General features: G+C 31.7%; 20 protein-coding genes and 1 tRNA gene. 11 read left to right on the top strand and 10 right to left on the bottom strand.

Translation table 11 applies throughout. From position 1 onward, the window contains the following. Window positions 1–8 precede the first annotated feature (8 nt). The 4 genes from N4T20_RS09180 to N4T20_RS09165 all read right to left on the bottom strand — a co-directional run bounded on the left by N4T20_RS09180 (window position 9) and on the right by N4T20_RS09165 (window position 2,148). Window positions 9–1,151, bottom strand: a complete 1,143-nt coding sequence (locus N4T20_RS09180; RefSeq protein WP_260672727.1) for an HlyD family secretion protein — start codon at window positions 1,149–1,151, stop codon at window positions 9–11. Between the two features lie 123 nt (window positions 1,152–1,274). Beyond that, window positions 1,275–1,742 carry a CPBP family intramembrane glutamic endopeptidase gene (locus N4T20_RS09175; protein WP_260672726.1) on the bottom strand — a complete coding sequence of 156 codons (468 nt, stop codon included), beginning with the start codon at window positions 1,740–1,742 and terminating at the stop codon, window positions 1,275–1,277. A gap of 65 nt (window positions 1,743–1,807) precedes the next feature. Then, complete coding sequence (locus N4T20_RS09170) at window positions 1,808–1,972, bottom strand: hypothetical protein (RefSeq protein WP_260672725.1); 165 nt, start codon at window positions 1,970–1,972, stop codon at window positions 1,808–1,810. Window positions 1,973–1,989: 17 nt separating this feature from the next. Next, the gene (locus tag N4T20_RS09165; RefSeq protein WP_260672724.1) at window positions 1,990–2,148 is read right to left on the bottom strand and encodes a hypothetical protein; all 159 of its coding nucleotides are present in this window, start codon (window positions 2,146–2,148) and stop codon (window positions 1,990–1,992) included. Between the two features lie 325 nt (window positions 2,149–2,473). On the opposite strand from N4T20_RS09165, the gene N4T20_RS09160 reads away from it, so the two are divergent. The 5 genes from N4T20_RS09160 (at window position 2,474) to N4T20_RS09140 (ending at window position 9,347) form a co-directional block, all read left to right on the top strand. Beyond that, window positions 2,474–4,189 carry a helix-turn-helix domain-containing protein gene (locus N4T20_RS09160; protein WP_260672723.1) on the top strand — a complete coding sequence of 572 codons (1,716 nt, stop codon included), beginning with the start codon at window positions 2,474–2,476 and terminating at the stop codon, window positions 4,187–4,189. Between the two features lie 145 nt (window positions 4,190–4,334). Continuing rightward, window positions 4,335–4,505 (top strand): hypothetical protein, encoded by a 171-nt coding sequence (locus tag N4T20_RS09155; protein WP_260672722.1) that lies wholly within the window; start codon window positions 4,335–4,337, stop codon window positions 4,503–4,505. Window positions 4,506–4,578: 73 nt separating this feature from the next. Continuing rightward, window positions 4,579–6,282: a S8 family peptidase gene (locus N4T20_RS09150; protein WP_260672721.1), complete on the top strand. Its 1,704-nt coding sequence runs from the start codon at window positions 4,579–4,581 to the stop codon at window positions 6,280–6,282. After that, window positions 6,279–8,483 (top strand): lantibiotic dehydratase family protein, encoded by a 2,205-nt coding sequence (locus tag N4T20_RS09145; protein WP_260672720.1) that lies wholly within the window; start codon window positions 6,279–6,281, stop codon window positions 8,481–8,483. Before N4T20_RS09150 ends, N4T20_RS09145 begins: the two co-directional genes overlap by 4 nt. Further along, complete coding sequence (locus tag N4T20_RS09140; protein WP_260672719.1) at window positions 8,484–9,347, top strand: thiopeptide-type bacteriocin biosynthesis protein; 864 nt, start codon at window positions 8,484–8,486, stop codon at window positions 9,345–9,347. Between the two features lie 205 nt (window positions 9,348–9,552). Here the strand turns inward: N4T20_RS09140 and N4T20_RS09135 are convergent, their stop codons facing one another. Beyond that, the gene (locus N4T20_RS09135) at window positions 9,553–9,930 is read right to left on the bottom strand and encodes a nuclear transport factor 2 family protein (protein ID WP_260672718.1); all 378 of its coding nucleotides are present in this window, start codon (window positions 9,928–9,930) and stop codon (window positions 9,553–9,555) included. A 471-nt stretch (window positions 9,931–10,401) separates the two neighbouring features. Here N4T20_RS09135 and N4T20_RS09130 point away from each other — a divergent pair. Both N4T20_RS09130 and N4T20_RS09125 read left to right on the top strand, forming a co-directional pair. Next, window positions 10,402–10,473, top strand: a tRNA-Glu gene (locus tag N4T20_RS09130). A 107-nt stretch (window positions 10,474–10,580) separates the two neighbouring features. Then, window positions 10,581–11,780, top strand: a complete 1,200-nt coding sequence (locus N4T20_RS09125; RefSeq protein ID WP_260672717.1) for a PQQ-binding-like beta-propeller repeat protein — start codon at window positions 10,581–10,583, stop codon at window positions 11,778–11,780. 70 nt (window positions 11,781–11,850) lie between these two features. On the opposite strand, the gene N4T20_RS09120 is transcribed toward N4T20_RS09125, so the two are convergent. Further along, window positions 11,851–12,156 carry a hypothetical protein gene (locus tag N4T20_RS09120; protein WP_260672716.1) on the bottom strand — a complete coding sequence of 102 codons (306 nt, stop codon included), beginning with the start codon at window positions 12,154–12,156 and terminating at the stop codon, window positions 11,851–11,853. Between the two features lie 259 nt (window positions 12,157–12,415). Then, window positions 12,416–13,258, bottom strand: coding sequence for a Two component regulator three Y domain protein (locus tag N4T20_RS09115; protein ID WP_260672715.1), 843 nt, complete (start codon window positions 13,256–13,258; stop codon window positions 12,416–12,418). A gap of 179 nt (window positions 13,259–13,437) precedes the next feature. Between N4T20_RS09115 and N4T20_RS09110 the strand changes: the two genes are divergently transcribed. Then, on the top strand, window positions 13,438–13,926 hold the full coding sequence (locus N4T20_RS09110) for a DUF1761 domain-containing protein (RefSeq protein ID WP_260672714.1): 489 nt from the start codon (window positions 13,438–13,440) through the stop codon (window positions 13,924–13,926). 118 nt (window positions 13,927–14,044) lie between these two features. Next, complete coding sequence (locus tag N4T20_RS09105) at window positions 14,045–15,190, top strand: GNAT family N-acetyltransferase (RefSeq protein ID WP_260672713.1); 1,146 nt, start codon at window positions 14,045–14,047, stop codon at window positions 15,188–15,190. 173 nt (window positions 15,191–15,363) lie between these two features. Here N4T20_RS09105 and N4T20_RS09100 read toward each other — a convergent pair whose 3' ends face one another. Then, entirely contained in the window at window positions 15,364–16,233 is an 870-nt protein-coding gene (locus tag N4T20_RS09100) for a diacylglycerol kinase family protein (protein ID WP_260673104.1), read from the bottom strand. Between the two features lie 61 nt (window positions 16,234–16,294). Between N4T20_RS09100 and N4T20_RS09095 the strand changes: the two genes are divergently transcribed. Further along, window positions 16,295–17,257 (top strand): App1 family protein, encoded by a 963-nt coding sequence (locus tag N4T20_RS09095; protein WP_260672712.1) that lies wholly within the window; start codon window positions 16,295–16,297, stop codon window positions 17,255–17,257. A gap of 320 nt (window positions 17,258–17,577) precedes the next feature. On the opposite strand, the gene N4T20_RS09090 is transcribed toward N4T20_RS09095, so the two are convergent. Continuing rightward, window positions 17,578–19,500 (bottom strand): ABC-F family ATP-binding cassette domain-containing protein, encoded by a 1,923-nt coding sequence (locus N4T20_RS09090; RefSeq protein WP_260672711.1) that lies wholly within the window; start codon window positions 19,498–19,500, stop codon window positions 17,578–17,580. 64 nt (window positions 19,501–19,564) lie between these two features. Between N4T20_RS09090 and N4T20_RS09085 the strand changes: the two genes are divergently transcribed. Beyond that, the gene (locus N4T20_RS09085) at window positions 19,565–19,948 is read left to right on the top strand and encodes a DUF983 domain-containing protein (protein WP_260672710.1); all 384 of its coding nucleotides are present in this window, start codon (window positions 19,565–19,567) and stop codon (window positions 19,946–19,948) included. Here N4T20_RS09085 and N4T20_RS09080 read toward each other — a convergent pair. Then, the gene (locus N4T20_RS09080; protein ID WP_260672709.1) at window positions 19,929–21,002 is read right to left on the bottom strand and encodes an NAD(P)/FAD-dependent oxidoreductase; all 1,074 of its coding nucleotides are present in this window, start codon (window positions 21,000–21,002) and stop codon (window positions 19,929–19,931) included. The genes N4T20_RS09085 and N4T20_RS09080 overlap by 20 nt on opposite strands. Between the last annotated feature and the right edge of the window lie 42 nt (window positions 21,003–21,044).

Here is a 21,044-nt window from a genome sequence, read left to right as displayed (position 1 = left end):
TTTTTATATTAATTATCGATTGATAATTGTTTCGGATTTAACCAGTCATCTATTTTATCAAATAGCAGGTCGAAGAGACTTCTTCTGGTTAAGATGTAACGGGTTGTGAGTGTCATACCTTTTGACACATTGGTTTGGTATCCCGACTTTAATCTCATTTTGGTCGTGCTTAATTCACTTCGAACTTTAAAGAAAGTTTGATTTTCTTGAAAAGAGACATTATGGTCAATATCAATAACTTTTCCTTCAAGCAATCCCCATTGATTATAATTGAAAGCATCTAATTGAAATTTTACTTTCTGGTTTTTATGAATAAGCCCAATATCGCTAGGAGAAACCATACTTTCTACTATTAAATGATCTACTGCTGAAATATTTAATATCGTTTGACCGGCATTTAAAAATGAGCCCTCCTGAAGACCTGAAAAACTTTCGATTGTTCCTGAAATTGGAGCTGTAACAACATAGTTGTTTTCTTCAACTTTAATTTTTTCTATGCTCCCACTCAAAGTTTTCATTCTCTCTTCAAGGTCTCTTTTTTGATTTTCCCAAGCAGATTTTTGTTCGCTTATATAACTTTTCAGCGCTTCATTGGCCGAACGCAATTCATATTCATATTTTTCAAACTCTACTTTAGCAATAATACTTTTATCATATAAGCCCTTATTACGGTCATAGTTAATTTGTGCCTGCGAAACCTTGCTCTGCAATTCATTTTTACGGGATTGAAATTTTAAAAAATCTTCTTGCGCAGTCGACGTTTTTAAAGATCCCTTTTTTCCAGATAAAATTGAATTTACATCCTGCAAAAGCGATGCGACAGAATTTGACACTTCTTTTTGAGTTTTTTTTTCGGTTTCCAGATTCTGCATCGCAATTCTGAGTAAAGTATCTCCTTTTTGCACTATAGCATTATTTTTAATATTTAGCGAAATAATTCGGCCGCTGACAATAACCGGAATAGGGACATTATCTGTTGTGCTTCTTATAATTCCACGGCTCTGGCTTGAAATGTCAACTTTTATTACAGGTAATAGAAGTATAAAAATTGTGACAAATAAAACAAGAATTAAATAAATGGATATATTTTTTGTCTTGTTTTTAGTTATAAGATTCTCGATTGTGTTTATTGGATCAGAACTAAAATTCATCTCTCTTAAGTTTAAAAATTATCATCAAGAAGATATATTGTATTTAAAGATTAAAAACCAAGTAAAAACTTTTAGTTACACTAAATTTATTGGGTAGCTAAAAAATTCTTGTGATAAATTACTTTAAGGAAAATAATACTTAATAATAAAAACAATTCCGTTATACAAAGTGTGGGCTACTAACGGCAATAATATTGCATTCTTTTGATTTTTACCTCTTAGATATAAAAACGCAAATAATAAACCACCAGCAAAGGTGTACAAAAAATAAAAAACATTGTAGAGATGAAATGATGCAAAAACAAGGGCTGAAATAAAACAGCAGTATCTTAATCTCATCTTTATGGTTTTACAAATTTCGATAACAAGATATTGAAATAGCAAGGTTTCAATTAAAGGAGCAACGATAACAAACAAAACTATTTTTTCCTTAAAAGTGTAGTGGTCATTAAACCCCTTGCTCAAAGGAATATCAAAAAAATCTGAAACAACCGAGAACATATAATTATTAAAAAAATTTAGAACAACGATAAGCACTATCAGCTCCCACTGTCTAAAACCAAATACAATATTTTTTACTTTTGTGATCATATATACTAATTTCAATAAAGAGGCATTAATGCCTCTTTATCTTATAACTTATTGGATTATAAAATTTACCATCTTTGATATACTTCCGGCTGAATATTTCTGTACGCTTTATACATCGCCCCAGCAGCATAACCAACGGCATAGGCTAAATCTTCCCAAATTCCACCATCAATTGTCAATAATTCTTCTGAATTTAATTCATTCACATTCAATTCGTTTAAATTTTTCATTTTTAATTATTTTTTAATTATCTACTACCTGCTTTAAAGCCGTCACTAACTCCTTTTTTTATTTCATCCCAATGATCTACAATTTGGGTAGCGAACCATTCTGCCCATCCCCCACCATCAATAGAAGCGCTTTGCTCTCTGCTAAGCTCAACTAAATTTAAATTTTCTAAATTCATAATTGATTTTTTAAAATGATTAAACATTTGAATTAATTTATTCTTGTAATGGCCAATTACATGACAGAAAAGAAATTTGTTTCTTGCAGCGACGTCCTACTGTAAAAAATGCCTCACTTTTCTGAAACCAAAACTAGACAAACCTCATTATGCTCACAAATGTTGCCTATCGAAATTCAGGAATGTCGATAGGCAATTCATGAATTTTACAAAAAACAAAACACAAATAAATGAATATCAATAACTTAATAAAGCAACAAAAAACATACACTTTATTAAGATAATTCTATAAAGATCATATATTTTTGTAAGAAATTCTAAATACATGTTTTCGCATAAATTTCTAAGAGCCTTATTTTTACTACTAGTTTCTTACTTGTTGACTGCTCAAGCTGCAAAAAGAGACCTTACAAAATTGTCGTATGATGAATTACATGACTTATATTTTGACAATGTAGGCAACCCTAAAAAACAGATACTATATACAAATGCCTATATGGCTAAGGCAATACAAGAAAATAGTAATATTAGAAAGGCTAAAGCCAATTATCAAATTGCTCTATTTTATTATAGATCTGACAAAGTCAAAGCAATTCAATATCTTGATAGTGTTATTAAATATTCTGAAGGAAGTAATGATAAATTTTTTCCAGCTGCCGCTTATTGCGAAAAAGCTGATTTTCTAAAATCTCAATTTAAGTTTAAGGAAGCAATGCTTAATTATAACAAAGCTGAAAAAGTGTCACTCCAGACTAATTTGGACTACTATTACGTAGTAAGAGAATATATAGGAATTACTAAATCTGAAGACTTAGAGGAATATAAAGAAGCTTTAGAAATCTATAAAGAATGCTATAACTATTACAGAACCAAAGATTTTAGAACAGGAAAATGTGCTGGCGATTATCAAAGTGTCATCTTTGGCATTGCAGATTGTTTTAAATCTTTGCATAATAAAGACTCTACTTCTTTTTATAATAAATTAGGATATAAAGAGGCTACTATAACTAAAAATGATTTTTTTAAATATCTTTTTATACTAAATGAGGGAGCAAACCAAGTATTAAAAAAGAACTATAATGCGGCGCTAGATAGTATTAACAAATCATTACCAAAAATTATTGCTCATAAAGATACGGGTAATGAACTTGCAGCTTATTATTATTTAGGTAAAGCTTATGATGGACTGGGTAAAAAAGAAAAAGCTGCTGAAAATTTTATTAAAGTAGATTCTATTTACAATGCCACAAAAGAAATTAGTAAAGAGTTTGTAGATGGCTACCCTTATTTGATTAATTATTATAAAAACTTAGGAGAAAAAGAAAAACAATTAAAATATATCACTATTTATATGACTATAGATAGTATTTTACAGAAAAATTATCGGGAATTAAATAAGTTAGTCTATAAAGAATATGATATACCACGTTTAATTTCTGAAAAAGAAAATCTAATTAATTCACTAAATAGTGATAAAATAAAAAATCGCTGGGGGCTTGGATTTTTATTTTTGTCAACTCTTGCTATAGGCGGCTTTGCGTTTCATCAATATCGTACAAAAAAGCAATACAGATTAAGATTTGAAAAATTAATCGGAGAAACAAATACTACCGAAAATAAAAAACTTATAAATGAAAATGAACACAAAATTGATCAGAATAAACTTGAAGGGATCGGCATAGCTGAAGAAGTGGTAAATCAAATTTTGAAAAAACTAAACCAATTTGAAAAACAAAAAGAATATCTAACACCTAATATAACAGTACAAACATTATCTGGCACATTTGAAACCAATAGTAAATATGTATCAAAAATTGTTAATGTATACAAAGAAAAAACATTTACTCAGTATTTGAATGATCTGAGAATTGAGTTTGCCATTAATCAATTGCAAGAAAATAACAAGCTAAGAAAATATACTGTTCAAGCACTTGCCTTAGAGTTTGGTTTTAACAATGCAGAATCTTTTTCGACTGCTTTTTATAAAAAAACAGGTATTAAACCGACTTATTTCATTAAAGAATTGGATTTAGCAACATAAAAACAAAACACTAATTATTAATAAATTAACCCAATGCTAAGCTCGAAATTCAGGAATTTCGACAAGTATGCTAACTTATTTTTCCACTATGCAAATTGGAGCTCCTATATTTGCAGTAATAACAGCAATTTAAAATTTTATAATAATGAAATCTAAAAAAGAAAAAAAGCAAGTAAAAAAATTTGGTCTTGAAAAATTCGAAATCGCTAAACTAAAAAACTTACATTTAATTGTTGGCGGAGGCGATGATCCTATAGATACCAACCATAAAAATCAAAATAGGACAGATGGATCTTCAATCAATTGTAATAAATAAAATTTAGCTAGGAAAATATTCTTTTTACGCATTTATTCCTAAGTTATAAAAAATATCAAATATTCTGCAGGACATGAGGCCATTTTTCATAATTGTTTTTCTTCTATTCTTTTTTTTAAGTTGCTCAACTGTTAAGGAGTCGAGTACTTTTAAATCAATTAGTATCTCAAAAAAAGAATTTACTACTTTACAATCACAAGACTGGTATCAAAAAGATTTTCTTGAAGACACTATTCCAGGAATCTCATTAGAAAAATGGTATCGTTTAAATAAAAAAAAGATAAAAGATAAAAATGTAATTATTGCAGTCATTGACACTCAAATTGATCTCAAACATGAAGATTTACAAGGCATAATATGGTCCAATTTAAAAGAGATACCAAACAATGGAATCGATGATGACCAAAATGGTTACATAGATGATATTAATGGCTGGAGTTTTACTGGAACTAAAAGCGGAAGTTATGTCGTTTGGAACAGATATGAATATGTTCGAATAGTACAAGAATGGGGTAAATTGTTTAGAGACAAAACTGAAACTCAAATTGCCTCTAAAGATTTGTGGAAATTTAAGGAATATCAAAGAGCGCTTAAGGCTTTTGAGGAAAAGAATAAATACTATCGAAGATGGTTTAAATCCTTAAATTATAAAGCCAAACTTTATCCTTTAGCTAAAGATACATTAAAATATTTCTTCCCGAAAGAAAACTATACATACGAACAATTAGACAGTTTATATAAAAAATATAAAAACAATGATAAGGAGTTTTGGCAAAGACGGGATGATGACGATAAAGATCTTGGAGCATTAATTGGCTCCATGATAGCTAATATAGATATGCACCAAAGTACTTTAGAAAAGTTACGAGATCAACAAACCCAGTTAGATTCAATTGTCAATAAAAATTTAAATTTAAGCTATAACGAACGCCTTTCTATTGGTGACAACCCAAATATTTTAGAAAAAGGTTATGGTAATAATAAGATTAGCAATACCATTGAAGGTGTCAGAACCATTCAAGATCATAATACTATGGTTTCGGGAATTATTGCCGCTAATAGAAAAAATAATATTGGCATAAAAGGAATCACTGATGTAAAAATTATGCCTCTAAATATTTCTCCTTCTGGAGACGAACATGATAAAGATATTGCAATGGCAGTTCGTTATGCCGTTGATAATGGAGCCAAAATAATTAATATGTCTTTTGGAAAAGAATTTTCAATGCATAAAGATTGGGTATCTGATGCTTTTAAATATGCCGAAGAACATAATGTCCTTTTGGTTCACAGTGCAGGGAACGATAGTGAAGATTTAGACAAAGTAATTCACTACCCTAATGACCAAAACTATGAAGGCATTAGAGGGATCTGCAATAATTTTATTAATGTCGGTTCAACTACTAAAAATTTAGGAGAAAAATTAGTCTCTGATTACTCTAATTACGGTAAGGAAAATGTAGACTTATTTGCACCAGGAGAAGACATTTATACTACTGGTGCTGGCAATATATACAAAATAGATTCTGGAACTTCATTTTCAGCCCCTATGGTATCAGGAACTGCTGCTATAATTTGGTCTTATTACCCGAATCTTACCGCAAAAGAAGTCAAACAAATCATTATGGATTCAGGGACTGCTTATTCAATAGATGTAATATTGCCAGGAACTGAAGACAAAAAAGTTCCGTTTTCTGAATTATCTAAATCAGGAAAAGTTCTAAATGTTTACAATGCGATGCAACTTGCAGAAAAGGTTAGCAAGAAAAAGAAATGAAATCACAGTTTAAAATTTCATCCTTTTCACAATTTGTACTGAGAACACCTCTGTTTCCTATTTCATTTTATTTGGATCTTCTCAAAAATTACAATTGTGAAAAGGCAACTGCTGTTTACAAAAATGCATTGGTCAAAGAAGCTTTAAGTCTAGCATCGCCCGAACTAGTAAATGAGTTAAACAAATGGGAAACTTTTAAAGCTGATTCTTTTAATGAAAAAAAATCAGCTTTAGAATTTACTTTACTCAAATACATTGCAAGAATGTCTTCAAGATGCACGCCTTTTGGACTGTTTGCTGGATGTTCTGTTGGAAAAATTGATACTGAAACTAATGTAATATTAGATTTGCCTGAAAAACACAAACGGCTTACTCAATTTGATATGCAATTCTGGGTAGCATTATTGCAAAATATTGCCAAACGAGAAACAACAATTTTTAACTTAAAATATTACCCTAATTCTTCTATTTATGAATTTGGTGATTTTTACAGGTATATTGAATACAAATACATAAAAACTAAACGTGAACATAGTATTATATCTTTACGGAAATCTGATGCATTAAAAGAAATAGTATTAAAAGCGAAATCAGGCTTAACTTTAAATGAAATGGCTTCTATTTTAGCAAACAATGATTCTGAAAAAGAAGAAGCGTATGAGTTTATTATGCACCTTATAAACTTCCAATTTTTAGTAAGCGAAATAGAAGCCACTGTAACCAGTAATAATGAATTAGAAAGAGTTTTATCAATTTTAAAAAACATTCGAGATCTAAAAAAAGAATATCAATTTTTAAAAAACATAAATAAACAAGTTTTAAATTTAGATACTTCTTTAATTCCATCTGAAAACCAATACAAAAAAATCAAAAAAAATATCTTGGAAGAAGGATTCGGATATGATGAAAAATATCTCTTTCAAACCGATTTAACTACAGCCACTCTATCAAATAGTTTAAATTCAGGTATTACAAAAAAAGTAACCAAAGGACTTCGTTTTTTAAATGGCATACAGCCTAAAAAAGAATCAAATCATTTTAAGCAATTTATTAAAGAATTCTCTAAAAGATATGAATCTCAAGAAATGCCACTTATGACGATTTTGGATACAGAATCTGGATTAGGTTATCCAATAAATCATGGCATGAATGATTCGCACGAAATACTGGAGGCTTTCTCTTTTAAACAAAAAAAAGATAAAAACGAAAATCAAGTTTGGACCTCCTATGATTTTATTTTAGAGAAAAAACTTCAAGAATGTCTTTCAAAAAATCAAATAAAAATAGAATTATCAGAAAGCGATTTCCCTGATTTTGATGCTAATTTTGATTATGCTCCCGTCACATTTTCAGCACTGATCGAAATTTATAATAATAAAAAATTAGCCATTGAATCTTCAGGGAATATAAGCGCCGCGAAATTTTTGGGGCGATTTTGCAATGGGAATTCTGAGATTCATAAGCTAACCCAAGAGATTATTCAAAAAGAACTAAACTATTACCATGATAAAATCTTAGCTGAAATTGTTCATATTCCGCAATCCAGAACTGGAAATATTTTGCGAAGACCTGTTTTAAGAAATTATGAGATTGCCTATTTAGCAAATTCAGGTGTTGAAAAGAAAAACATTATAGATTTAAATGATTTATTTGTGTCTATTAGAAACGATAAAATTATACTACGTTCTAAAAAACATGATAAAGAAGTTATTCCTTGTCTCTCAAACGCTCACAACTTTTATAATAATTCTTTACCTGTATATCATTTTTTATGCGATTTACAGTCACAAAATACAAAGCCAATATATAACTTTAATTGGGGAATTTTAGAATCACATTATAATTACTTTCCGAGAGTTGAATACAACGAAATTATACTGTCAAAAGCAAAATGGACTATTACGAAAGAAGAAATAGCTTCCTTTTTAAAATTAAGTGGCAAAGATTTGTTAGAAGTATTTTCAAATTGGAGAACCAGTAAAGATATTCCATGTCTCGTTAATTGGGTTAATTCTGATAATACTTTGTTATTAGATTTTCAAACAGAAATTGGAATTCAATTGTTTTTACAGTCAGTTAGAAATAGAGACAAAATTGTTTTAGAAGAATTTCTATTTGCTGGCGAATCTATTGTAAAAAACAGTGCTGGAGAAGGCTTTAGCAATCAATTTATAGTATCCTTTTTCAAACAACAATCATAGATGCAAAGAAATTTTTGTTTAGGAAGTGAATGGTTGTATTATAAAATTTATACAGGAGTTCAAACAACTGATTTGGTTTTGCTTGAAAAACTATATCCTGTTATTTTACAATTAAAAAAGAAAAAAATCATCCAAAAATGGTTCTTCATTCGATATAAGGATACTGACACACATTTTAGAATTCGATTTCTAGTCGAAAACAGAAAGGATTTAGCAAAAGTAATTCAAATGCTTTATCATCCGACAAATGTTTTACTTCAAGAAAATTTGGCATGGCAAATTCAAACTGATACTTATAAAAGAGAACTGGAAAGATACGGTGAAACCACTATTGAAGATTCTGAATTTTTGTTTTGGAAGGATAGCGAGTTAGCTATTCAATATCTTTCGCTAAAAAAAACATTTGCCAAAAAAGAAATGGAACTGTTGTTCAGTTTTTGTTCCATTGATTCTTTTTTAAATTCTTTTTCTTTATCGCTTTTAGATAAGTACAATTTAATGGATAGGTTACAGCAATCTTTTAAAGAAGAATTTGCTGCAGATAAAATATTAAAAAAAGAACTTGATAAAAAATACAGAGAACTAGATGACGAACTTGGATGCTTTTTAAGAGGAGAAACAAAAAAAAATTTTCCTGATTTTTTCGAAATCATTGAAGAAAAACAAAATCAAATCGCAAAAAAAATATTGGAAATAAAAAATGTAATCCAAATAGATCTTTATGACTTTTTAGCAAGCCATGTTCATATGATGATTAATAGACAATATACTTCTAAACAAAGAATGTACGAGCTCATTATTTATGATCATCTATACAGATATTACAAAACATTAAATTATCAAAAAACAAATTTCCTTATATAAATGATATTTTTTAAGGTTTACTTGCTATTTATACTTTTTAAATCACCATAAAAACGATTCGAGAATTGTCCCATTAGGGCTACAACGACAAAAGCCTCAGATTTCTCCGAAGCTTTTCTGTTTTTCTATACTTTTTCTGAAATTTTCACATTCGTTGCGCTCACTAGAAGAGTGATCGCGCTATCAAGGAAAAAATATCAGATCATTATTTTTTTTCTAATTCTGTTTCGGTATGCATCACGCACGCCCACTTATTATTTTCTCTAATCCAAGTTGAAGTACAGACACACTTTATAGGTGCTTTTTGAACGTCATCTACGATCTCAAAATCGAGATGATACCCCACTACGGCAGTATTTTCGGCAATAAGCTTTTCTTTTACAGCATAGATGTCCAGTACTTTTATTTTATTGGTCTGTCCAGAATCGAACATATTTTTGAACTCTGCCTCACTGATGCTCTGAACACCGTTTTTTCCAGCAACTATGCAAGGAAACAGCGTCAGATTTTTTACAGTTTCATAATCATTGTTTTCAACTCCCTGCCAGTATTTTTTTTCCAATTCTATGATTTGTCCTTCCATATCATCTTGTTGTTAATTAGACATTTCACAAATTTCAACTTAATATTGTAATAAAATCGCTCTTTTAACATAGATTTAATTTTCATAAGAAAAACGTCTTACACTAAATCTTCTTTACTTATTAAAAACAGTACGCTTTACCATAAATTCAGGTCTACTTTTCAAAAAAATATTTTCCTAACCCTTTTTTAACTTGCAATAACTTTTTATCACTTGCAAAAATATTCTTTCAAAAATAAAATTTGTTCATATTTCTAAAAATTATTTTTCTCTTAAAAACAACAATAACTCCTCCTCGCAAACATAAAACAACCATTTATTAATCAAACAAATACAACCGAATTAACTTCGAAAAACAACAAATATTGATGTTCCAAAATATTTTTCCATCAAAAAAATCAAAAAGTTTTTTGCAAAATGCTTTGGATATCTCAAAAATAATCGCACTTTTGCACCCGCAATAGCAAAGCAGGTCCGTTCGTCTATCGGTTAGGACGCCAGGTTTTCATCCTGGTAAGGGGGGTTCGATTCCCCCACGGACTACTTACTAAGACAAAAGCTTCAGAGAAATCTGGAGCTTTTTTTGTTTATATTTACCTTGTCAAATGTTTTAGAAAAGACAATCAAAAAAAATCAACCCAAATCTTAAAATGAAACACAAATTAATAGCCCTTTTATTTGTATTCGCCTTTGCAAATATGTCTGGACAAGCGCCCGCCAGCAAAACTAATTCTTCCAACAGCAAATTACCCGCTGAAGAAGCCGTAACCAACAAGTCTTTAAAACCGCTTAAAAAGATTTCTTTAGACGATTCCTCTATTTTAATTTACGATTACGACGGTTCTCTTTTTTCATGGGACCTAGAAGTCGAAAGCATTGTCTGGACGATAAAAGCTTCTGACGCTCACACAGAGATGTGCGCGAACAAAATAACCATTCATGATGGAGTTGTTTATATCCCGTTTATCAATGGTGAAATTTATGCTGTCGATAATGGAACAGGGACTATTTTTTGGAAATCTAGACTAGGAAACATTACAGACCAAATTGTTCTAAAAGATCAGACTCCGATTATAGCCAACGGAAAGCTTTTTATAACTGCGCAAAATCAAAATCAGAGCAGCAATTTGTATGCTTTGGATTTAAAAGATGGAAGCTTGGCTTGGAATTACAAATTAGACACTCCAAACAACGATATTGAGCCATTGTTTTTCGATAATAAGATTTTCACCCAAAGCGGGACAAATGTTTATTGTTTTGAAGCTAATACAGGAAAATTGCTTTACCAAAAAAGCTTTGACGAAACAATGAATGGAAAGCCAGTTACAGATGGCGAAAATATTTTTATTGCTGGCGATAAAAACTGGCTATACGCTTTAAAACCAAACAGCTTAGATGTTTTATGGCAGTTTAAAATAGACGAAAACCAAAACAATGTGAAGGAACGCATAGTGTGCCATGACAAAAAACTCTATTTTGCCGCACAAGGCACAGAAGTCTCTTCTATTTACGCTGTTGATTCTAAAACAGGAACTCAGCTTTGGAAAACAGATTTTAAAGGCGATAATGTCGAGTATATCGTTAAAGAAGTTGATAATCTTTGGGGCTACACCCGCAACAAGAAACTTTTTGAATTGGATCTATCAAACGGCGAAATAGCTTTTGAAGAAAAACTAACTACCCTGCCTGTTTCTAACATTGAATTTCCTGCTGATGACAACCTGCTTTATTATTATTGCGATGCCGGCTTAATTCAATTTGATTTAAAAGAAAAAGACGAGAACGTATTCTATATGCGTACTTCTCTTAAAGATGATGTTTATAGCGCTTACTTAAAAATCATTCGATAAAACACAAAAAAAAGAAGCTTTTTCATGAACCGAAAAAGCTTCTTTTTTTTTTTACTCTTTTGAGAAAAATTTATGCTCTAAATAAAGCATATTTATTATAATTGAACAAAACCCTATCATAAGCAACATAAAGCGAAATGATCTTCTCTGTTGACTCATCAAACTTGATTCCGTTATGTTTTCTAAACAAATAAATTTCTTTTAAGCAATTAGAAAGACTTTGGTGAATTTCACTTGTAAAAGTTGGCAGTTTTTTATCTCCCACCAAAAGATCGATCTGGTAGTTTGAACTGCTTTTTGATAAGTTATTACCAATAATTCTAAGTGTAAAAGTGGTCTGTTTTCCGTATTGTTCTCCCTGATATTGCAGTGTCATGATTTCTTTTTATTAAGTGATTAGTAATACCGCCGGTTTATTGGCTTTTGGTTCTCCGGATACTTTTATTAAAGTTATAAAAATTTAAGCAAACATAAAAAATTCCATTCTAAATTAAATGTTATTTTTTAAAGAACGTAACCTCTAGAAACCATAAAACCGTAACGAATTACGGTTTTGGCAATTAACTAAATATATTTAATCAACTTGTTTAACGAGTGTAAAATTCATTCATAAGCATCGATTAATTTTGGGTAAACTATTGTAATTTATTTTCTTGGTTTATTTCTAATAAAAATGGATTTCCGTTTTCATCCATCATGGTCATATTTAATGCATCTAACAAAGCGGTCTTTTTTGAAACTTCGCCTTTAAATTTATTGTATGAAAGATTTAATTCTTCCAAATTGGTCAGCTTTTCAATTTCCAAAGGGACAGCTCCTGTAAAATCATTGTCGAACAAGCTAAAATTCTGAAGTGCGTTCCAATTAATGACTTCATTGGTCAAATTTCCTGAGAGCTTATTATTGTTTAACAACAGTACTTTCAGTCCAGAAATTTTATAAATCGAAACAGGCAGTTTTCCGTTAATTTGATTACTAAAAACAGCCAAAACTTCCAGCTGATTCAGCTTTCCAATTTCTGACGGAAGCTCTCCTGAAATATTATTCATAAAAAGCTCTAAATCTTTCAGTTTTGCCAATTGGCAAATTGAAGCTGGAATCGCACCCGATAATTTATTATCAGCAATATTGAGCAATTCTAACTCTTTCAAATTAAAGATTGACGAAGACAATTTTCCTTCAATCTTATTCTTTTCCAGATTTAGCGATTCTAAATTTGTAAGATCGTAAAGCGCTTCAGGCAATTCTCCTTTCAGATTATTATCTGCCAGATTCAGTGCCACTACTTTTCCATTTTCAGCTTTAACACCGTACCATGTAGAAACAGACAGACTTAAGTCCCACTTGTTTTTCCATTGCAAACCATTTGTTGCGTGATACAGTTTTATAAGCGCCTCTTTTTCTTTATCCGAAACAGTATCTGCCAAAACGTTTAGCGAAAAGGCAAATAATAAAGAAAAAGTAATTAAAATTCTCATAACAGATTTGGGATTTGTTATTAGCGTAAAATTATACAATTCATAGCTATAATACACTAAATATCGCCAAACTGTTGAAAAAAATTTTATTTGAAAGATTTATACTACTTTTGATTATTTTCTAAAACCTGCATTTTTTTTGATTACATTTGATCAACTAATTCTAAAAACCTCACATTATGCAAATTAACTTCGCCTCTTTATTTATTGCTGCAATTGTTACGCTCGTAACTGGTTTTATCTGGTACAGCCCAAAAGTATTTGGAACGATCTGGATGAAGGAAAATAATCTTACTCAAGAAGAGTTAAAAAAAGGAAATATGCTTAAAATCTTCGGACTTACGTATGTTTTCTCTTTAATGATTACGATGACTTTAATGTCGCTAACCATTCACCAGTCTGGCGCAATCGGAATGGTTGGCGGGCCACCTTTGATGGATAGCGCAAAACCTTCATTCGCGGCTTTTATGGCCGATTACGGCATGGCTTACAGAACTTTTAAACATGGCGCGCTTCACGGTTTTATGTCAGGTTTATTTTTTGCTTTTCCTTTAATCGGAATCAACGGCTTATTTGAAAGAAAATCTTGGAAATATATCTTTATCCATAGCGGATACTGGATTCTTACTTTAACCCTTATGGGCGGAATCATTTGTGGATTTGCTTAATTAAGGACTTAAAAACCCGTTTGAGAAACTGATCTCAAACGGGTTTTTCTTAATAATAACTTAAAGCAGATCAGTTATTCTAAATATTATCTAATTTTGAAGAAATTAGCTCACTCTTTTGAATACAACCTATTCTTTCCAGATTTACAAAAGCGCATCTTTATTGCCTTTAGAATGGAACTCGCTTGCTGAAAACAACATTTTTTTGACACGAGAATATCTCGAAGTACTGGAAAATTCTTCTCCAGTCAATATGACTTGCCATTTTATCGGTCTCTTTGAAGAAAAAAAACTAATCGGAATTGTACTCACGCAGTTTTTATTTGCAGAAAAACTCGAATCTTTTGGAGAGCGCGACAAATGTCTAAAAACTTCGGTGCGCAATTTTGCTTTAAAGAATTTTGCTTCGCACGTTTTGTTTGTTGGAAACAATATGCTTACTGGACAAAATGCCTTTATTTTTGACAAAAGCATCAAAGCATCAAAGGCTATAAAAACGCTTCACAAGGCCATTAATCAATTAAAAAAAGATCTAAAAGAAAGCGGAAAAAAAGTTCACATTACGAGCATAAAAGATTTTACTGCAAAAGAAATTGAACCACTTCAGGCTGAATTCAAAAATAACTACACCTTTTCGACCCAGCCAAATATGATTTTTAATATCAAAGAAAACTGGAAAACAGAACAGGATTACATTGACGCTTTGTCCAAAAAATATCGCGATCAATACAAACGCGCGCGAAAAAAATCAGAAGGAATTGAAAAACGTCAAATGTCGCTTTCTGACATCAGACAGTATGAAGACATTCTTTATGACCTCTATTTTCATGTGGCCAAAAATGCTCCTTTTAATACCTTTTTTCTAGCTCGAAACCATTTTAGTTTTTTCAAGGAAATAATAGGAGAAAATTTTCTTCTTTATGGTTATTTCTTAGACGAAAAACTGATAGGCTTCAACACTTTAATTAAAAATGGAGACGTAATGGACACCTATTTTTTAGGTTATGATGAAAGCGTGCAGCGCGAAAAAATGCTGTATTTAAATATGCTTTACGATATGATTGCTTATTCTATCAAAAAAGGCTTTCGTGAAATTGTCTTTGCCAGGACAGCTCTTGAAATCAAAAGTTCTGTTGGAGCAAAACCCATAAAAATGTACGGCTTAATTACACACAGCAACACTTTAATCAATCACAACATTTCGAGATTCTTCAATTATTTGGAACCCAAAACAGAATGGCAAGAGCGCAATCCTTTTAAATAAATTAATTGTGTCGCTCCGCTGGAGCTTTTGAGACTTGTGAATCAAACATTTTCTATAAATATTTCGATCCTAATAGAGCTTTTTTTTTAGCTTTGGAATAACGAAATATCTATAGCAAATTAGCCCCAAAACTAAAAAGCTCTAGCGAAGCGACTCGATTAAATAAATCAAAATTACGGAACGGCAATTTTCATTTGTTTATGCAGAATATCAATTTCTAACGAAGTTTGCGCTCCGCAATATTCTCCATCAATTTGAAAATTAACGGGGTAATCTGTTTTTATTTGAGCTTTATCAGTCGAAATAATCACAATATCATCAGAATCAATTGGCATATTTCCGGTAATTATTTTTCCAATTAAAAGCAGGTCGAGGCTTTTTAAAATCACCAATTCAAACTTTCCGTCATTCATAGCGCCATTTGGATTGATAATTACTCCTGTTCCATATTTCTGCGAATTGGCAATGACAATCATCCTTGCGATATGCTGAACCGTTTTATTATTAGCCGAAATAGTTGCTACAAAGGGCTCTTCAGATTCTTTGAGCGTCGTAAAGGCCTGTAGTGCATATCCCCAAAATCCGCGAACATCACTTTGCTCATAGTTTTTAACCAGATTTGCATTTAAACCAAGATCGCTCAGATGAATGCTTTTTTTGCCGTTAATGCAAATCATATCCATTTCGATATAATGGTGCAAAAAGGCAATTTTAAGATTCTCCTCTACTCCAGCAGGAAGATTCAGGTCTACTGAAAGTCCGTTTGCAGAACCCGCAGGCAAAATTCCGATTATGACATCTTGTTCTTCCATTGCTTCGGCTACCATTTTTATCGTTCCGTCGCCTCCAGCAACAATAATACGTTCTGGAGCAGTTTCATCATATAAAGATTGTATTGCTCTTAAATCATTTTTTCCAGTTGTTTCATACACTTCCAAATCAAAATGATTCGTTGCCGCAAACTCTTCTACAGCAGCAATCAGATCCGATTTATCCAAGTCTCCAGAAATAGGATTTACAACAAACAGAATATTCTTTTTCAACATTTTATTTTTAATACCAATTAAATTGAGTAAATTACAGTTACATAAATATACATAATTAATGAAACCAATTCTACAATTATATCGAGGTTATGCAAATGAACAAGAGCTAATTGTAATGGGGCACGTTTTAAAAAGGGAAAACAAATACAATTTTGAAAAGAGGAAATTAAAAAATGCCACTTCGATTCTCCGATTGTTCAGAATAAAAACCATTAAGAATTTTGATGTTTACCTACACTACAACAACGAAGTAATCCATACCAAAACGCTAGACGATGGATACTTTAAGTTTTGCATTCCGCTTGAAAAGGAAACTCATTTTGGATGGATGCCTTACAAAGTCAGCTTAAAATATCGCAACGAAACCACAATCTGCAAAGGCAGCTTTATAAGACCTCATAAAGGAAAACTAGGAATCATATCAGATATTGACGATACTTTCTTGATTTCACACACGAATAACTTCTTTCGAAAGCTTTATATTTTATTATTTAAAAACGTAAACGACCGAAAAGTTTTCAAAGATGTTGTACCTCACTATCAAGCTTTAAGCTCAGCAGGAAGAGATAATGTAGAAGAAGTAAATGCTTTTTTTTACATTTCGAGCAGTGAATGGAATTTGTATCGGTTTATTGCCAAATTCACGAGAATTAACAAATTGCCAAAAGCGGTTTTTCTGCTAAAAGATATCAAACGGGGAATTACAGATTTTTTCATGAGCGGAAGAGGAAACCACGATCATAAATTTGAAAAAATAAAACACGTTGTGGAGTTCTACCCAACACTAAAATATGTTTTAATGGGCGACGATTCGCAGCACGACCCTAAACTTTATGAAAGAATCTGCAAAATATTTCCTGTTACTGTAGTTGCTGTTTATATTCGACAAACTGGAAAATCTCCTAAAAAGGAAGTTCAAAAGATTCTAAAAAATCTGGAAAGTATAAATGTTTCGGTTTGTTATTTTAAAGAAAGTAGCAAAGCGATTGAGCATTCTAGATCTATTGGGATTATTAAGTAGTTTGTTTCAGGTTTCAGGTTTCAGGTTTCAGGTTTCAGGTTTCAGGTTTCAGGTTTCATGTTTCATGTTTCATGTTTCATGCTTCAAGTTTCATGTTTCAAGTTTCAAGTTTTGTTGGAACGGTAAAGTTTTACCGCAAAGCACTTACGTTTTTTTTGATCTTTGAGGTTTTATAAAACGCAAAGTTCGCAAAGCTATCTTCTGATAAAACTTTGCGAACTTTGTAGATTTAAACTATAAAAATTTAGTGTGTTTTGCTGTAAAATTTACGCATCAGGTAAGAACTTGAAACCTGAAACCTGAAACTTGAAACAAAAAAACTAAGCATTAAAACTATCAATCTCTTCTGAAACTACTTCCCAGTCGATTAATAATTGCTCTAAATCTTGTTTCTTTTTATTGTAAGCCGTAAAAAAGGAAGCGTCTTCAATATGTTTGTCATAATTGGTTTCTAACATCTTATCGTCATGCTGGATCTGTTTTTCTAACTGCTGAATCTGGCTTTCAATTTTACTTAATTTGTTCTGAAGTGCTTTTCCTTTCTTCTGATCTTCGTACGATAATTTACTTGCTTCTTTTTCTTTCGGAGCTGGTGCATTTTTTACCACATCTTTTTTCTCTACTTCACGCATATTTTCTAGATTGCGTTGTTCTAAGAAATAGTTGATGTCTCCTAAATATTCTTTAATCTTTTGATCTTTAAACTCATAAACAATATTAGACATTCCTTGAAGAAAGTCCCTGTCGTGAGAAACTAACAATAAAGTTCCTCCGAATTTTTGAAGTGCCGCCTTTAAAACGTTTTTAGATTTAATATCCAAGTGGTTCGTCGGCTCATCCATCAGCAAAACGTTAATTGGTTGTAACAACAATTTACAAAGCGCCAAACGGTTGCGTTCTCCTCCAGAAAGCACTTTTACTTTTTTCTCCACATCATCACCACGGAATAAAAACGACCCCAACATATCACGTACTTTCATACGGTTGGTGTCTGTTGCCGCGTCTTCCATAGTTTGAAGCAAAGTAATCTCGCCATCCAAATATTCAGCCTGATTTTGAGCAAAATACCCCAATTGCACATTGTGCCCTAATTTGATATTTCCTTCGTATTCAAACTCGTTTACTAACGCTTTAATAAAAGTAGATTTTCCTTGTCCGTTTTGTCCAACAAAAGCAATTTTACTTCCTCTTTCTACCAATAAACTAATATCTTTTAGAATCGTTTTGTCGCCATAAGCTTTTGTAACGTGTTCCGCTTCAATAACAACCTTTCCAGGCTCTTTAGAAACTGGAAACGAAATATTCATTACTGAATTATCATCTTCATCAACTTCGATTCTTTCTACTTTATCTAATTTTTTAATCAACGATTGCGCCATCGAAGCCTTTGAAGCTTTTGCACGGAATTTCTCGATTAATTTTTCTGTTTCTTCAATCTTTTTCTGCTGATTTTTTTGAGTTGCCAATTGCTTTTCGCGAATCTCATGACGCAACTCCAAATATTGAGAATAAGGTTTATTGAAATCGTATGCTTTTCCTAACGAAATTTCGATCGTTCTATTGGTTACATTATCCAAGAACATTTTATCGTGCGATACAATTACCACAACTCCAGGATAATTGCGAAGGAAATTCTCTAACCAAATGATACTTTCAATATCTAAGTGGTTGGTTGGCTCATCCAGAAGCAATACATCATTAGATTGCAATAAAAGTTTCGCAAGTTCGATACGCATTCTCCATCCTCCAGAAAAAGTTTCAGTTTGGTTATTAAAAACTTCTCTTTTAAAACCTAAACCTAAAAGAATTTTTTCTGTATCTCCAACATAATTGTATCCTCCAAGAAGATCAAAACGATGGGTGTAATCTGACAGGTCCTCAATAATCTTAGCATACTCTTCGCTTTCATAATCAGTTCTCGTCACCAACTGATGATTGATTTCTTCTAGTTTTTTTTCAACAACTTTAATTTCTGTAAAAGCCTCATATGCTTCTTCCAAAACGGTTCTGCCTTGCTCGAAATCAATATCCTGACGCAAGAATCCCATTTTAATATCTTTCTCTTGAGAAATTACTCCTGAATCAGGTTTAAAATCGCCTGCTAGCATTTTTAGCATTGTAGATTTACCTGCCCCGTTTTTACCAACAAGACCTACGCGGTCGCCGGCACCCAAACGAAAAGTAACTTCTTCAAATAAATAGGTTCCTCCAAAAGAAACGGAAAGATTGTGTATATTAAGCATAATTTGTGACTGTTGTTACAAGAAATAAAGGCGTAAAAATGTACCTTTGATAAAATTTTTGCAAATGTTAAAAAAAGGATCGAAACTAAATAGCATTTTAACAGGAAGTTGTCCAAAATGCCAAAAAGAAAGCATGTATGAAGACAAAAATCCCCTTCATTTGAGTAAAGTTCTCAAAATGAACGATCATTGCAGCCACTGCGGATTTAAATACCAGATTGAACCTTCTTTTTTTTATGGCGCCATGTATGTTAGTTATGCGCTAAACGTAGCTGTAGGTGTTGCTGCTTTTATCGTTTCGTTTGTATTTTTTAACACCACAATCGAGCAGTCATTTTTGGCAATTATTATAACACTGGTTATTTTATTCCCATTCGTTTTGCGTCTTTCAAGAAACTTATACATTAATATGTTTGTTTCTTACGATCCTAAGGCTGGCCAAAAGTAGTCCCTTTCAAATATCTTTTATGGAAACGCTTAATGTCTGCCTCTCTGTCTAGCGGCACATTATTTTCAATATGATCGTACAATGCTTTTGCCATTGCAGGCCCAAGCATTACCCCACGCGTTCCTAATCCGTTAAGAATGTGGAGAGACTGATGTTTTTCATGCGTTCCAAGCAAAGGTCGTCGGTCTGCAACTGTTGGACGGACACCTGCAAAGTGTTCTACTATTTTGAACTCGCAGTTAATGATTTCTTTAATGCGCTCTAAAAGCTCTTGTTTTCCTTCTTCTGTAGGCTCGGCAGTTTTATCGTGCCAATTGTAAGTTGCTCCCACTTTGAACAGATCGTCGCCTAGAGGCAAGATAAAAACGCTAGTATTTACAATTACATCAAGATTTAAATCTGGGGCTTTTATAATAAACAGCTCTCCTTTTGTCCCATCTAATGGAAGATAATTAAAAAAAGGATTTTTATGCATCCCAAAACCTTCAGCAAAAATGAGATGACGAGCCTGAATATTTTTATATTGAATTCCTGAATCTAAAAATTCTATATCGCTAAAATCAAAAGATTCTTCTCTCAACAAATTATTCTTTAACAAATATTGCCTGTAGGCATCTAGCAATAAAGCCGTATCGACATAACCTGTATGCAAAACTTCTCCATAGTCAAATGGAGAATCAATACTGTTATATTTTTTCGAAATTAATTTAGTCGACAAAAAAGGCGAAAGATTGATTTTATCAGAAGCGGCAAACCAATTGTTCTGCTCTTCAATTGAGAAGAACTTTCTTAAAACTGGCATTTTAAAATTGAACTTTTTATTTAACTTTTCTTCTACTTTATCATAAAAGTTATTCATCAATACAAGCTGCTCTTTTGCATTCCAGACTTCACTAAAACGCTTTAAGATTACAGGATTATACAAACCGCCAGCAACTCTAGAAGAATTCTGAGATTTGTCATCTAGAAGTAAAATTGTTTTATTGTTCTTAAGGGCGACTTCGGCAAAAGAAATTCCAGCCAATCCAGATCCGACGATTAAATAATCAAGCATTGTGAAGTGTATAGATAAAATAAAAAAACTCTTACTACAAAG

It is taken from the genome of Flavobacterium sp. TR2, assembly GCF_025252405.1.
Classification (GTDB): domain Bacteria; phylum Bacteroidota; class Bacteroidia; order Flavobacteriales; family Flavobacteriaceae; genus Flavobacterium.
This window is presented reverse-complemented; position numbering and strand designations above follow the sequence as displayed.

What these genes read in the sequence shown, in the direction of transcription:
- N4T20_RS09175 (WP_260672726.1), bottom strand. Translation starts at nt 1,742, where the DNA reads ATGATCACAAAAGTAAAAAATATTGTATTTGGTTTTAGACAGTGGGAG.
- N4T20_RS09150 (WP_260672721.1), top strand. Translation starts at nt 4,579, where the DNA reads ATGAGGCCATTTTTCATAATTGTTTTTCTTCTATTCTTTTTTTTAAGT.
- N4T20_RS09160 (WP_260672723.1), top strand. Translation starts at nt 2,474, where the DNA reads ATGTTTTCGCATAAATTTCTAAGAGCCTTATTTTTACTACTAGTTTCT.
- N4T20_RS09120 (WP_260672716.1), bottom strand. Translation starts at nt 12,156, where the DNA reads ATGACACTGCAATATCAGGGAGAACAATACGGAAAACAGACCACTTTT.
- N4T20_RS09135 (WP_260672718.1), bottom strand. Translation starts at nt 9,930, where the DNA reads ATGGAAGGACAAATCATAGAATTGGAAAAAAAATACTGGCAGGGAGTT.
- N4T20_RS09140 (WP_260672719.1), top strand. Translation starts at nt 8,484, where the DNA reads ATGCAAAGAAATTTTTGTTTAGGAAGTGAATGGTTGTATTATAAAATT.
- N4T20_RS09125 (WP_260672717.1), top strand. Translation starts at nt 10,581, where the DNA reads ATGAAACACAAATTAATAGCCCTTTTATTTGTATTCGCCTTTGCAAAT.
- N4T20_RS09090 (WP_260672711.1), bottom strand. Translation starts at nt 19,500, where the DNA reads ATGCTTAATATACACAATCTTTCCGTTTCTTTTGGAGGAACCTATTTA.
- N4T20_RS09115 (WP_260672715.1), bottom strand. Translation starts at nt 13,258, where the DNA reads ATGAGAATTTTAATTACTTTTTCTTTATTATTTGCCTTTTCGCTAAAC.
- N4T20_RS09110 (WP_260672714.1), top strand. Translation starts at nt 13,438, where the DNA reads ATGCAAATTAACTTCGCCTCTTTATTTATTGCTGCAATTGTTACGCTC.
- N4T20_RS09085 (WP_260672710.1), top strand. Translation starts at nt 19,565, where the DNA reads ATGTTAAAAAAAGGATCGAAACTAAATAGCATTTTAACAGGAAGTTGT.
- N4T20_RS09095 (WP_260672712.1), top strand. Translation starts at nt 16,295, where the DNA reads ATGAAACCAATTCTACAATTATATCGAGGTTATGCAAATGAACAAGAG.
- N4T20_RS09145 (WP_260672720.1), top strand. Translation starts at nt 6,279, where the DNA reads ATGAAATCACAGTTTAAAATTTCATCCTTTTCACAATTTGTACTGAGA.
- N4T20_RS09080 (WP_260672709.1), bottom strand. Translation starts at nt 21,002, where the DNA reads ATGCTTGATTATTTAATCGTCGGATCTGGATTGGCTGGAATTTCTTTT.
- N4T20_RS09180 (WP_260672727.1), bottom strand. Translation starts at nt 1,151, where the DNA reads ATGAATTTTAGTTCTGATCCAATAAACACAATCGAGAATCTTATAACT.
- N4T20_RS09170 (WP_260672725.1), bottom strand. Translation starts at nt 1,972, where the DNA reads ATGAAAAATTTAAACGAATTGAATGTGAATGAATTAAATTCAGAAGAA.
- N4T20_RS09165 (WP_260672724.1), bottom strand. Translation starts at nt 2,148, where the DNA reads ATGAATTTAGAAAATTTAAATTTAGTTGAGCTTAGCAGAGAGCAAAGC.
- N4T20_RS09155 (WP_260672722.1), top strand. Translation starts at nt 4,335, where the DNA reads ATGAAATCTAAAAAAGAAAAAAAGCAAGTAAAAAAATTTGGTCTTGAA.